Annotated in this window: 1 protein-coding gene (only partly in view); it reads left to right on the top strand. The window is 72.4% G+C overall.

All coding sequences use genetic code 11. The features are described from left to right. On the top strand, positions 1-14,951 hold the end of the coding sequence (locus ACZ31C_RS01360; RefSeq protein WP_465793714.1) for a hypothetical protein. It extends 29,833 nt beyond the left edge of the window; only the last 14,951 of its 44,784 coding nucleotides appear in the window; its start codon lies beyond the left edge, outside the window; its stop codon occupies positions 14,949-14,951.

Here is a 14,951-nt window from a genome sequence, read left to right as displayed (position 1 = left end):
CTCGGGGCCGTTCCACCCACCGCCACCAGGCGCGCCTGCTGCGCGTGCACACCACGGTGACCTCCACGGGGCCGACGGTGCGATTCGCGATGAACCTCGTCCCGGAGGTCGTCATCGAGCACGCCGACGGGACCACCGAGGTCGTCTCCGGTCACCCGGTCCAGCCGTTGGTCCGGGTTCCGGAGACGATGAGCCGTCCGGCGGTCCGGGATGCCATCGAACGGGTGGACCCCTCACCGGGGGTCGTGACGATCCGGTTGCTGGCATCGTGGGAGGTGGAGCCGGCTCGACTGGTCCGGTGGAAGAACGACCCGTTCGCGGTTCGCCTGCCCACCTTCTTCGGACCCGGCCAGGCGTGGGGATCGAAGGTGCTGCGGCTCGCGGCGCAGCGTCTGCTCACCATGATGGTCAGTGGCCGGACCGGCCTGCCGGGCAGCGACCTGGCGGGCATGGACCGAATCGGTTCGTCCTATCAGGTGGCTGGATCCGATGCGAGCGCCACCCTGGGATCCCTCTTCACTCGAACCGTCCTGAGCAGCACCTTCTTCCAGATCAACGACGCGAGCGACCGAGACTCCGCCGGCCGCCTGCCGGATGTGGACGGAGAACAGGCCGGGCTCGCCCTGCCGACGGTCTCGGTGCTCTCGACCCTGAGCGCGGCGGAGGGCACCTGGCTGGACGTGGACGCGCGCCTCCTCGCCAACCTGCGTAACGTCCGCCTGCACTCGGTGTCCGGGGCACAGGGCGAGGCCGTCCGGATCGAGCGTCGCAAGGTGCTGCTGACCCCGGCGGGCACCGATCACCAGAGCGCGGACAGCGGGATCCAGGACGTCCTCTTCCAGACCTCGTTCGACCACCAGAACCAGCGCGACGGTGAGATCAACGAGACCGACCTGTTCGCCCTCACCGGTGTGACCGAGACGTCCAACACCGAGGACGACGCCGCCGGCGGGGAGGGTGAACCGGGCAGCTACCGCAGCGTCCGCGACATCGGGCGCACGTACGAGTACCGGGCCGACGTCGTGTACCGGATCGTCGCGACGCTCGACGGTCGGTCCGAGGGCATCGAGGTCGTCATCCCCGACGGCTTCTGGTTCCGGCTGCGGGAACGCGAGGCGTTCCCCACCGGCCTGCTGACGGTGCCACTAGCCCGGGCACTGTCGCCGTATGTCGACGTGGTCGACCATGCCGCCGCCGCGTATCGCAAGGCCGCTCAGGAGTCGGAGGACGCCTGGCACCGCGTCGTCGTGGCCGGGCAGGAACTCGCGCAACGGATCGAGGCCGAGCAGCAGGCATGGCGACACCTCCTCGAGTCGTTCGCGGCGGCCCGCGAGACCGGCGACTCCCCGCTGCCCGACGGTGTCGAGCGGTGGCTCCAGGAACGGACCGGCGACCGTGACCGCGGGTATCTGCCGGAGGTCCAAAACGCCCAGCAGGTTCGCGAGAGTTACCTCGACGCCCACCGGAAAGCCCTTCGGGCCAACCAGGATCTGCGCGAGGAGCAGGCACACAGCCAACGCGGCATCACCTTCTACCCGAGCGCCGCAGCCGACCTGTCGGCCGGACAGGAGGCGGTGGAGCGGGCGGACGACCGGGAGACGGACCAGCGGGAGGAACTCCAAAAGGCCCTGGCGCAGCTGGCCGGGCCGGCCACCATACCGGCGCTCGCCGCGGATCTGACGCACGATCATCCGGAGCTGACGCGGCGCGGTGCTGCCTGGCGCGAGGCGGCGGGCCGAGCGCGTGCGGCGGCGGGTGAGGCGAGAAAGCACCTGGCCGACTTCCCCAAGTCGCGTACGAAGACCGAGGAGTCCGCCACCTCGCTGCGGAATCTGCGTCAGTCGCTCAAGCAGCAGGTCGCCCGCCTGGTCCCGGGCAACGTGTGGGCGGCCGAGTCGGGGACCCGGTCGGTGGACGACAGTGGCCTGCCTGCCACGCAGACCGTCGGTGATCTGGGCGGACCGGCCGCAGGGGAGTTCGCGAACGCGGGGATCGGGTTCCCCGGTGGGTGGTACTGGCCGCCGGAGGTGGACGGCCCGGACGTCGCTGCGGTGCAGCCACTGCCGGTCGTTCCAGGTGCCTTCGTGGTCGCGACGCACGGCGACGCCCGTGGCGTACGGATCCGGGGCCGGCACGTCTCGGTGGCCCATTTCGCCGAGGTCATCCGTCAGACGCCGGGGTGGCGGGGACAGCCGTTGGCGCTGGCGGTCTGCAACTGCGCCACGAACGGCTGGTCGAGCCGGTTCGCCGACAGGCTGCGGCGGATCCTGCAGGTGGACGTGTACGCCAGCGACGGTTGGGCGGAGACCGGGCGTGGGCGGTTGCGGGCCCTGCACGTGGGCTTCGAACCGGACCACGAGCGAGGGCTCGACCAGCCAGCACCGAGCGGTTCCGCACGGATCACGCTGCGGCCGGCGGCGTTCTGGCACTACCCGGCCGACGGTGGTGACCCCGTCGAGGTCGGGCCGGACCTGACCGCCGTACCGGCCACCGGATCTTTTCCCGCACCGCCGCAGTCGTTCGCCCCGGATTCGGTGAGCGGGTTCCCCCTGTCCGGTCCTGAGGTGCAGCGGGCCTCACACGCCCTGGCCCGGATCCACTTCGAGGCGCTGACCCGCGCCTGGCAGAGCACGGCCGTCGCGGGGGCGGCCGTCGCACCTGCCGAGCCGGCGTCGACCTCCGACCCGTCCGACACCGGTGCGGTCGTGTCCACCGCCGAGGCGGCGTTGCAGGAACTGGCCGACCACCTGGCCGTCGCTGAGCAGATGCCGTCACCCTCGGTCGAACTCCTGCCGCCCCCCGGCACGACCGTCGGCTTCGACCCGGCTGCCTGGACGGTGCGGGTGGTGGTGGACGAGCCGGACCGCATGCTGGTGGATCTACGGCGCGCGGTGCTGGCGGCGGCGCAGCACTTCCTGGTGTCCCGCCTGATGGCGGGAACCGGTGACCCGCAGGCCGGTCGGGAGGCCGCCGACCGGGTCGCCCTGCACGCCCGTGGGATCCCGCTGTTCGTCGGGGACGCCCAGTCGGGATTGGCTGCGGCACTCTGGCACGATCTGCACCACCCCGAGCAGGGTGACGTGGCCCACCGCCCGGTGCGGGAGCGACTGCACCAGGCCGCCCGCGACGCCGACCGTCGGCTGGCCGACGCCGGGGCCACCCCCGGGTTCAGCCCGCGAGTACGCCGACGGCTGGCGGAGGCACGGGACGAGGCGTGGCGGCGGTTCACGCACGCCGTGGAGTCGTACCGCAGGTCGTTGGCGCAGACCCAGGCCGACGCGCTCGAACTGGCCGCGTCGCAGCTCGGCTCGGCCCGGGACTGGCGCACCGACCTGCTCGGTGCCGACATCGACGCACCGACCGGCCAGTGGCTGCTGCCCCGGCCCGGCGGCCTGTACGTCGGCCCCGACATGCAGCGGCTGGGTGAGCTGCCGGACCGCCCGGCGCATCCGTCGCGGCTGCGCCTGGTGGTGGACGCCCGGGACACCGGGTCGCTCCGCAGGGTGCGGCGGCAGGTGTGGGCGGCGGTGCAGGCACTGCCCGGTCACCTCGCGGACCGGGTGATGGTGGAACTGCTGCCGCCCGCATCGCTGGACACCACCAGGGCGATCAAGCTGGCGGACCGGCTCGGCGGCTCCGGCCGTTCGCTGCTGCTCGGCCGGGACGCGGTGGCCGGCGTACCGGCCCGGTCGGAGCGGGTCCGGCCGCTACGCCCCGGAGGCTGGGACAGCCTCGTGGCGACGGCCACCGAGTTCGAGTTCCGCCCGAGGGACGCCGCACCGCCATCGACGCTGCGCCTCAGCCCGTCCCTGCACCTGCCGCGTCGGTCGGACGGGACCTACCGGCTCGCCGGTGAGCGCGACCGCTGGCTGATCCTGGACGAGGAACTGTCGCTGGACGGCGCCGTGCCCGGCTCGGCCCCGTGGGCGGCGCTGGCACAGGCACGCCGCGTGGCGTGGGCGCTGGCCGGGGGCGACGACCTCCACCCGGCACCGCTCCGGACGCCGGACGAGGTGGCCGCACTGCCGCCGCTGCCCACGTCGTCCGCGCCGGACGCCGTCGGGCCGGACCTGCTCGGCCCGGTCGACCCGGCACGCTACGTCTGGTCCGGCGGTGCCGGCGATCTCGGGTTCGCGCTGCCGGACCTGGTGTACGCGCTCGGTGACCTGGCCGGCGTCGCGTCGGATGCGCCGCCGGACACGGCCCGCGAGGCGTGGGGGCGGCTGGCCGAATCCGTCGGCGTCGGCTCCGGCGACCCGCTGGCGCTGCTCGACGTCGGTTTCGCGGCCGCGCTCGCGTACGGCATCGGCGGCCTGACCTCGGCCCGGGTGACCGCTGCCCGGCAGCTCGTTGCCCTCGACCGAGGGATCTCCGCCGGTCCGGCGGACGCCTGGTATCGCAGCCCGGCCCAGCTCACCGCTCTGCTGCACGAACTGTGGGGCCTGTCCGACCCGGATCCGGACACACCGCTGGCTCTGGACTGGTTGATGGTCGCCGTCGAGCTGGCTCCGGGCGCCGCCGACTTCGCCGAGCTGGCCCACCGCAGGCGGCAGCTCTACGCGACGGTCGACGCCTGGATCGACTCGGCCCGTCCCCTGTTCGCCGGCCGGGTGTGGTCGGTCGGCGATGCCGGTCCCGAGGACCCGTGGCCGGACGCGGTGGTGATCGCCTACCCGGCCCACGACGACGGCCGGCCGCGGCCCCTGGACCCGGCGATCGGTGTGCCCGGTGGGGCGGGCTGGCTGACGGTCCTGCTCGACCGCGCACGCACCGCCGATCCCGATCTGTTCGGCGGCCCGGTCGTGGTCCGGCCGGTCGGCATCGACGCCCGGTGGCTTCCGGAACTGCGTCGGCAGGCCGCCGCACTCGACCACCGGCTGTCGCAGGGCCTCCTGGTGCAGCCTCCCCGCGCCCATGCCGAGCCGATCCTGCGGTTGCGAGGTGGGCGGGGAGCCCGGGAGCTGGAGTTGCCGGTTCTCATCAAACGGCTGGCCCCGGGGCGGACCGACGCGCAGCGGGATATCGCCCGTTCACCGCACGGGCTTCGGCTCGACGCCGACGGTGACGTGGGCACGATCCTGGAGGTGGTGGAGCCGCCGCTGCTCGTGCTCGACGACGAGGTGGTCGGGGCCGACTCGGCGGCCGTACACGCCGCCACGGCCGAGGCGGTCCGACGCGCCACGCGGTCAGGCACGCTCGGCTCCCTCTTTCCCGACTACACCGTGGCACCCGAGATGCGGGACGTGCCGCTCACCCCGCTTGCCGGGCGGCCGTACGTGCAACACAACTACGGCTTCCCGGTCGAGGACATGTACGAGTTCCTGGGGGACCTGGTCGACTACCGCGACCAGGCCAGGAACGAGGCGTTCGGGAAGGCTGCCGCGCTGACCACGCAGGGCCTCGTCTTCGGTGAGCACATCGCCACCGCGTTCAACGGCGGCGTGAAGCCGGACCTGACCCGGCCGTCGCCCGCCACCACCCTGGCCGGTTACCTGGCGCAGGAGTACACCCGGGTGGGCGCGGTCGCGTCGGCGTACCACACCAAGGAACACCGGCCGAAGAACCTGCTGCTCTGGGCGACCCGGGAGACCTGGCGGGCCGCGCTCGCCGCGCTCCCGGCCGAGCTGCGGCGCTACCTGCACACCCATGCCGAGTGGGTGCAGGAGCAGTTCGTCACGCGATACCGGACCCACCACGCCGAACAGCTCTCGCAGGCCGGACGTGGCGCGGACCTGCTGGACGTCGAGGTGCCGGGCAAGTCGTTCACCCTGCGCCAGGTGCTCGACAACGTGGTCCGCCCCAACCCCGACCGCGTGATCACCCCGGCCGAGGCGCTGAACATCCGGACCTACACCGACGAGATCGACTCCAACGAGGGCCACCTGCGCCATGTCGGGCTGCGCGTCGGAGAGGGACGTAACTTCGGGCTGGCGCACTCGATCTTCTCCTCGGTCCTCGAACGCGACGGCCGATGGCTGTGGCGGCGGGTTCGCCGGGGATATCAGAAGGTCGCTTTCGCACGTACGGCGTCGGCCGCCCCGCCCACCGTCGAGCTGGCCGACCTGGTGGCGGACCTGCGACGCCAGGTGGCGTCCGGTGAACCGGCCCCGGGCGGCCCGGCCGGGCCCGAACCGGTCTGGCAGGGCGCACTCCGGCTGCTGACCGGGCTGATGGAGCACCCGGACCGGCTCGACCTCTCGGCGGCCGGCGACGTGCTGGACCGGGTGCCGCCACAGCGGCGCATCGACCTGGCGACGGCAGTGCTGGAGAGCGTGCACCTGCGGCTCGACCCCGCGTTGCGCCGCCGGATCCAGATCGTCGACCTGCGCGCGGTCGACCTGCCCGAGCGGTCGTGGCCGAAGATCCACCAGTGGTTCCCGAAGGCGGAACTGCGCGTCGTCGACGAGCCGGTCCAGTTCCCACCGGGCTGGGCGCAGCTCAGCGACCGGTTCGCGGGGGCCAACAGCGCACCGGTCCGGGTGCCCGTGCGCGACGTGGCCCGACGCCTGGACGAGCTGGCCGGGGACCGACACCGGGTGGCAGGGTTCGCGCACGGTCTGGGACTGACCGACGACCCGGCCACCGGCGCCGCCGCCCGGGAGGCGCTGCACGATCTGGCGTACCTGACCGCGGCGGTCTCCGGGCCCACGTTCGACCGGGCCGACCTGGAGCGCCACGCCGGCCTGCTGACGGCGCTGCGCCCGAAGCACCGCGTGGTGACCTGGAGCGACCTCGAAGCGGCGGTCGGCCGGCTCTCCGCCGACCAGCCGTGGGCCGTGACGCTCTCCGTGCCGGACGTCCGCTGGTTGCTGGAGGTGCTGGCCGACGGCGACCGGCGGGCGGCGGACGCGCTTCTGCGTGCGGCGGCGGCGCTGGCCCGCTGGGTGTACGGCCCCGAGCCGCGCGAGGGCAGCCTGGCCCGGTTGGGGCGGACCATCGAGGTCTTCACCGGGCGGACCTTCGTCGGGGAGACCGACCTGCGACAGGCCGTCGTCGCCGTCACCGGCGGCGACCCGGCGCAGCTTCGCGGAACCGACGTCGCCCTGACGGCCACGCTCATCACCGACCTGGACAAGCGTGAACCGGCGACGGTCGACCTGCTGCGCGAGGTGCGGGCACTTGCCGCGCGGCTCTTCGACGACGAGGCCAAGGCGGCGGACCTCGTCGGTACGGCCCGGCTGGTCTCCGTGCTGCCGGACCGGCCGAGACTCGACGATCCGGCCGCCCTGATCGCACCGTTCCGACGGCTGGTCTTCGAGCATCTGCGGATCTCCGAGGTGGAGCCGCGACACCTGCGCTGGCTGGCCCGGACCCTCCAGCACTTCCATGACGACGCGGTGGAGATGCTCCACATGCTAGCCCGGGACACGAACGTCCTGTTCGGCCCGACGGCCACCGCCGACGACATGGTCGGGCTGGGACGCCTGATCGGCCTCCTGGCCGGCCCTCGCCGATGGAACCTCCGGCTGGACGACGTCGTCGATCTGGTGGGTCACCTGGAGGCGCCGGCCGGCCGTGGGCCGCTCCGGCTGGCCTACGTCGACATTCAGGCGCTGACCCGTGTGGTCCGGCAGGCTGCCGACGGCGGCGTCGTCGCCGCCGTACGCGGCACCCTCCAGTCCGTCTGGTCCGTGTTCGGCTCGTCGGACGATCCGCAGCCGACGGCGGGGGACCTGGCGGGCCTGGTGCACCTGGTCCGGGCGCTGGGGAGCGGCCGAGCGTCGGTGGACCGGGATGGACTTGCCGCCGCCGTACGGCGGGAGATCTTCGCCGACGACCCGCTCTGGACGGGCAGCGTCGCCGAGATCAGAGCGGTGGCGAGCGCTCTCCTCGGATACGGCGCAACCGACGGGGCCGCACGGCAACTCCGGCGTCAGGTGTGGGCGTTCGAGCCGCCCGGTCATCCGGCCACCCGCGAACTGGTGCAGAGCTGGCGGCAGACGCTGAGTGACTGGCTGACGGGCCTCGCCCCGTTGGACGCCGCACCGGGTTGGTTGGCGCAACAGACCGGTCTGCGACACGGCACCAGCCTGCGGAAGCGGTTCGGCCGGCTGCTCAACGAGGGCCTGCCGGCGGACAGTGACGAGCAGGAGTCGTTGCTCACCCTGGGCGTGTGGGCGCGGGCGTTGTTCGGCGCGCGGACCACCGTCACGCAGGTCGCCTCGGTGCGCCGGCTGTCGGCCGCGCTGTCGGCGGAGGACCGGAGCCCGGTCCAGTGGGGCAACCGCTTCGACCTGGCGGTGTGGGCGCTGCGCGGTGGCGACTCCGCAACGGTCACCGACAGCGAGCTGAGGCGGCTGCTGGCGGCCGTGGAGCACGCCAAGACCACCCGAGGCGACCGACCGGTCCGGGTGGCGGATCTCCCGGCGGCCTGGGCGGCGGTGGGCAGCGCACCGGAGACGGCCGGGGACTCCACTGCGACATCACGCGCCAGCCGCAAGAGCCGGGTCGGTGGCCAGGTGTCCGGCGACGTGTGGGCAGTCGACGGCGCGTCGCGTGCCTCGGACGACGGCGACCTGCCGGCCCCGTCCACGCCCACACTGCACGACGGCGGCGTCGGCGGAGAGTTCCCCGACGCGGGAGTCGGCTTCCCCGGCGGGCGGTACTGGTCACCCGAGGCGAGCGGCCCGGAAGCCGCCGTGCCGCAGTCGTTGTCGACCATTCCCGGCGCCTTCGTGCTCGCCCTGCACGGCGACGCCCGAGGCGTACGCGTCAACGGCCGGCACGTCTCGGTGGCCCGGTTCGCCGAGATCATCCGGGTGACGCCGGGGTGGCGGGGACAGCCGCTGGCGTTGGCGATCTGCGACTGCGCGACGGATTCGTGGTCGACCCGCCTCGCTGACACGCTCCGCCGCATCCTGGGCGTGGACGTGTACGCCAGTGACGGCTGGGTCCAGAGCGAGCCGGGGCGGCTGCGGGCGCTGCACGTCGGCTTCGACGCGACCGGCGAGTACGCGCTGCGTCGCGACCTGGCGGCGTTCTGGCGGTACCCGGCGGACGGCGGCGATCCCACGCGGATCGGACCCGAGCTGACCGAGGTGCCGACGGTCGGGCAGCCGTCGGCACCGCCCACGTCGATCGACCCGCACCCGGCCAGCGGGTTCGCCATGGCCGCCCCCGAGGTGCAGCGGGCCTCCCACGACTTGGCCCGGACCCACTTCGACACGCTGCTGCGAGCCTGGCAGAGCATGGCCGTCACGGGGGCGGACGATGCCGCTGTCACCGCCGCCGAGGACGCGCTGCGGGAACTGGCCGCTCACCTCGCCAGCGTCGAACAGATGCCGCCACTCTCGGTCGACCTGCTGCCGCCGGACACCGACGGCATCCTCGGCGTGGCCTTCGACCGTTCCACCTGGACCGTGCGGGTGGTGCTGGACGAGCCGGACGGGATGCTCGTCGGACTGCGGCGGGAGGTGCTGGTCGCCGCGCAGCACTTCCTCGTTCACCGTTCGGTCGCGGCGACCGACGACGAGCGGTCCTGGCAGCAGGTCACGCAGAGGGTGACCGACCAGACCGCGCTGGACGCTGCCCGCACGAACCCGCTACCCGTCGACGACGATCGGCACGGTCTGGCCACGGCGCTGCGGCAGGACCTGTACGACCCCGCGCACGGCGACGGGGTCCGCCGGCCGACCCGGGAGCAGCTTCACCAGGACGGCCGCGACGCCGACCGGCGACTGGCCGAGGCGACGGAGACCCCCGGCTTCAGCCCCCGGACACTGGCCTGGCTCGGTGTCGCCCGCGAGCAGACCTGGGAGCGTGCGACGACCGCCTCCGCCCTGCACCTCGCGTCGCTGGCCCAGACCCAGATGGACCACCTGGAACTGACCTCGGCGGCCCTCGGCTCGGCCCGGGACTGGCGGGTCGATCTGGCCGACGTGGACCTCACCGCCCCGCCCGGACAGCACCTGCTGGCCCGCCCCGACGGCCTGTTCGTCGGCCCCGACCGTGAGGCCCTGCATGGGCTGCCGGAACGCCCGGCGCACCCGAGCCGCCTGCGGGTGGTGGTGGACGCCCGGGCGGCTGCCGTCGCACCGGCGGTGCAGGCGATGCTGGACGTGCTGCCCGGTCACCTCGGGGAACACGCGATCGTGGAGGTGCTGCCAGCGGCATCGCTGACGACCGATCAGGCCGTGGAGTTGGCCGACCAGCTCGGCGGGAGCCGGTCACTGCTGGTGGGCCGTGATGCGCTGGCCGAGGTGCCGGTGCGATCGGGGTGGATCCGTCCGCTGCGTGCCGGCGGCTGGGACAGCCTGGTCGCGACGGCCACCGAATTCGAGTTCCTGCCGTCGCACGCGGCGGCGTACTCGGTGCTGTGGCCCGGTCCGGGCCTGACGCTGCCGTCGACCCGTGGTGGCGGCTACGCGCTCACCGACCACAACGACTGGTGGCTGACGCTCGACGACGAGCTGACCCTGCACACGGGACCGGCGGACGAGCTCGCACCCTGGGCGGCGGTGGTGCTGGCTCGCCGGGTCAGCCGGGCCCTGGCCGGGGGCGACAGCGTCCATCCGCACCCACTACGGGTCCCGAACGTGGTGGCCGGTCAACCTGCGTTCCCCGACCGACCCGCACCGACGGCTGACACGTCCGACCTGATCGAGGCCCTGTTCGGGCAGGTCGACCCGGGCCGTTACCAGTGGCCCGGCGACGACGGTGGCATCGCCTTCGGCCTGCCGGACCTGGTACGCGCCATCGGTGACCAGGCGAGCACCACGTCAAGTGATCCACCTGCGGTCCGCCTGTCCTGGTCGCACCTGGCCGAGGCGGTCGGTGTCGACCCGCGCACTCCGTCGGCCCTGCTCGACGCCGGTTTCGTCGCCGCGCTCGCGTACGGCATCGGTGGGTTGAGTTGGCCCCGGCTGGCCGCAGCCGGTCGGCTCCTCGCCCTGGGCGGACCGACCGACGGTGTGGATCCGGCCCGCCTCACCGCCCTCGTACACCGGCTGTGGGGCCTGCCCGCACCGCCACCGGACGAGCCGTTGGCGCTGGACTGGCTGGTGACGGCGCTGGAGCTGGCCACCGGGGCGGTCGACGCCGACGACCTGGCACGGCGGGTGACGCAGACGCACGCGACGATCGACGAATGGATCGGCTCGGCGCGGTCCTCGTCCGAGGGACGGGTGTGGGCGCTCGGCGGTGTCCGTGCCGAGGAACCGTCGCCGGACGGCGTGGTGGTCGGCTACCCGGCCCGCGAGGACGGCAGGCCCCGGCAGCAGGACCCGGCGGTGGGCGTACCCGGTGGTGCGGCCTGGCTGACGGTGCTGCTCGACCGGCTGCGGGCCGCCGACCCGGACGCGTTCGACGGTCCGGTGGTGTTCCGGCCGGTCGGCCTGGGCACCCGATGGTTCCCGAAGCTGTGGTTCAGCGCCGACGAACTCGACCACCGGTTCGGCCTGGACTTCCAGGTGCTGCCGCCGCGCTCGTTGACGGCCGGTGACGGCGAGCAGGCCGACGCGGCCACGCCGCCGACCGGTACGGCACCGACGTCCGCCCTCGCGCGCCATCGTGCCCTGGCCGGGCTGGCGGGGGTCGCGTCGGGAACGAACGCGCTGGCCGACGTGGCCCGGCGGGAGGCCTTCCGGCTCCGGCGGAGGATGGCGGCGTACGCGGAGACCTCGACCGTCATTCACGTCGCCGAGGCGGGCCGGGGTGGCACGACCTTCCGGCCGGTGCCGGTGCTGGTCGACGAGAGCGGTCTGCACGGCCTCGACCCCGAGACCGGGCTGCCGGACCGGGACTACCGATGGGCGGGCAACGGCCGGTGGGAGACGGTTGGCCGGCTGCGTGGCGGACGGGGCGGCAAGGAACTGGAGACGTCCGCCCTCAGGTGGCCCGGTGACGCGTCGCCTCGCAACGCCAGACGGATCGCGACGTCCAGGGACGGATTCCGTCTCGACGCGGATGGGCGGTGGGGCGACGTCCTGGAGATCGTCGAACCGGCGACACTCGTGCTGGACGACGAAGAGGTGGGTGCAGACCCGCACTCCGTGGCCCGGACGACCGCCGTCGCGATTAGGCGAGCATCGCGGCGCTCCACTCTCGGCGAGGCGTTCTCGGACTGGACGGTCGCTCCCTATTTCCGGCAGATGTTGATCGTTCCCGACAGGCGCTACGCCTTAGAGGCCCAGCACAATTACGGTCTGCCAGTCGAGGACATGTATCGCTTCCTGGAAGACCTCGTCGACCATCAACGTCGGCACCACCCCGAAACGCGCGTCGACAAGTTGGCCCTGCTCGACGAAGGTCTGGACTTCGGCCGGCTGATCGCCACGGAGTTCAACGGTGGCCTGCGCCCCGATCTGACCACGCCCTCCCTGGCCACGACCCTCGCTGGTCACCTGGCCCACGAGTACACGCGGGTCGGTGCGGTCGCGTCGAGGTTCTATCAGGTCAGGTCTATGCCGAAGAGCCTGTTGCTGTGGGCCACCAGGGAGACGTTCCATGCCGCGCTGATGGCGCTTCCACAGGAGTTGCGGAACTACCTGGCGACGAACGCCGCACGGATCCAGCGCCTGTTCGCCGACCACTATCGTCGGCGCTACGGCACCAACCTGGACCTGAACGTTCTCCCGGGTAAGTTGCGGAACCTGCTGGACGACCGGATGCCGGGCGGGATGTTCACCGTGCGGGAGCTGCTGGACAACGTCCTTCGCCCGAATCCCGGCCGGATCATCGGAGTGGCCGAGGCGCTCGGCATCACCACGGAATTCACTGCGGTCGACACCAACGAAGGGCATCTGACCCACGTCGCGTTGCGGGTAGGGGAGGGGCGGGGCTTCGGCAATTTCGCACCGTGGTTCCGCGCCGAGGTCGAACAGGACGAGGAGTGGCTCCGAAAGAGGGTGCGTAGGGGCTACCGGCGGATCGTCCTCGAACGCTCGGCACAGAAGTTGCTCAGCGCGGTCGATCTCGTCGAGGTGGAATCCGATCTTGTTCGCCAACTGGCGTCGCTCGACAGTTCGGCCGAGGGGGCGGGCCGAGAGGCGGCCGACCTGCGCCGCATCTGGCAGGGCACGTTGCGGTTGGTGGTCGGCCTGCAGGACCTACCCAGCCGGCTCTCCCTGTCGACGGTCGCACCGTTGTTGGCGCAGGTCCCCGAGGGGCACCGACCGGTTCTGGCGATGGGCCTGCTGGAGAGTGTGAACCTGCGACTGGATCCGGCGCTGCGACGGCAGATCTTCCACGTGGACGTGCGCGGAGCAGGCCTGGCCGGCCCGGTCTTGCTCAAGGTCCAGCGGTGGTTCCCGAAGGCCTGGCTCCGGGTGGCGGACGACCAGACGTGGCCACCACTGCGGTGGGCGCAGCTCAGTGACCGGTTTCGTGGGGCGAACACCGCACCGGAGCGGGTGCCGGTCCGGCGGGTTGCTTATCGTCTGGCGGACGTGGCCGGGGGCGCGCACCGGATCACGGAGTTGGCCCGGAACCTGGGGGTGGAGGCCGATCCGCCCGGCGACGCGGATGCGGAACAGGTGCTGTATGACATCGCCTACTTCACCGCTCCCGTGTTCGGGCCTTCGTTCAGCGGGAACGACCTGGTGCGGATGAGCCGGCTCCTGCTGGTGCTGGGTCGCGGTCACCGTCCGTACACGTGGGAACAGATCGAGGTCTCGGTCGGTCGGCTGCTCGGTGCGCCGACGCCTTCGATCACCTTGTCGTCGCGGGACGTGGCGGCACTGGCGGCATTGATCAGCCCCACCGACTCGCCGGAACGGAATCGGGCAGCGCTCCGCAACCACGTGACCAGAGCCGAGATGATCTTCGGTGGCGAGTTCAAGGCCGGAGACATCTCGCGACTCAGCCGTGCCGTGCCGGTCCTGTTGTTGCAGGGACTTCTGGTCGGTGACCTGAATGCGGCCGAGGTCAGCCGAGCGAGGGTCGCCATCGACGTCGTCGCAACGTTCCGCACAGCCATCATGCCCGCTGAGGTGAGGAGTCGATTCCTGCACATGCAGCGGCTGGGCCAGGTCGTTTTCGGTGCATATCTCGAAGAGCCGGACCTGGTCGGTCTGGCGCGGATGTTCACCGTGCTACCGCAGGGGCTGCCGCTGGACCAATCCTCGTTGCAGCGAGCGGTCGCCGCCCTGCTGCGGCGCCGTCTGCCGATGCTTGGCGAGATCCGGCCGATGCACCTCCGTGCGCTGAGCCGCCTCCTCATCCACCCGTGGGGTGACGTCGGGGAAGAGATCGATTCCCTCGTCAAGGACACCGCCTTCGTCTTCGGGCGCGATGCGAATGCGGAGGACCTGATCGGGATGAGCCGCCTCACCCAGGTTCTGCGCTCCGTCGCCACTCGCCGCCGGCCCGACCTGATCGCCGTGACCGCACTGTGGGCAGCGGCGAACGGTCTCGCCCTGGCGCCGGATCGCTCCGATCTGCGGGCACTCTCGAACATGGTGCGCGATGCCGACAGGCGCGACGCGGATCCCTACCCCGAACTGGTCGACCTCATCACCCTGGCTCGACAGGCGCTGGGGAAGTCGGCGAAAGGCGGGGACCTCGCGACGCTTGCCACCCTCCGGGCAGGCGCGCCAGTCCGGCGTCCCATGCCTCCGACAGCCGCGGCGGGAACACTCGTCGTCGTTCCCCGGCCCGGTCCGGCCGGGTCACAAGATGCCGCCGACACCCGCGCCAATCTGCTGGTCCGCGCCATCGCTGGTGGTGATACCGCGACGATCCGGATGCTCTCCGATCGGGTCTACGATGCGGGACCGACGAGCGTCGAACGTGCAGCGGTCGCGTTGCTGGATCGGGTACGGGCCATCCTCGACGGTCGGCCGGGCCCCCACGTCATGCCGTTCACTCTCGTCATCGCTATCGAACCGCACAAGCTGGACGCGAGTCGATCATTCCGTGCGCTGGGAGTTCGCCGGCCGGAGCTCCACGAAGAGTTGGCCGCGCTCAACCGATCGCTCTTCGTCTGTCCGCCGGGGACGTCCCGGCGGCCATAA

The organism is Micromonospora sp. NPDC023869 (assembly GCF_055559695.1).
This window is presented reverse-complemented; position numbering and strand designations above follow the sequence as displayed.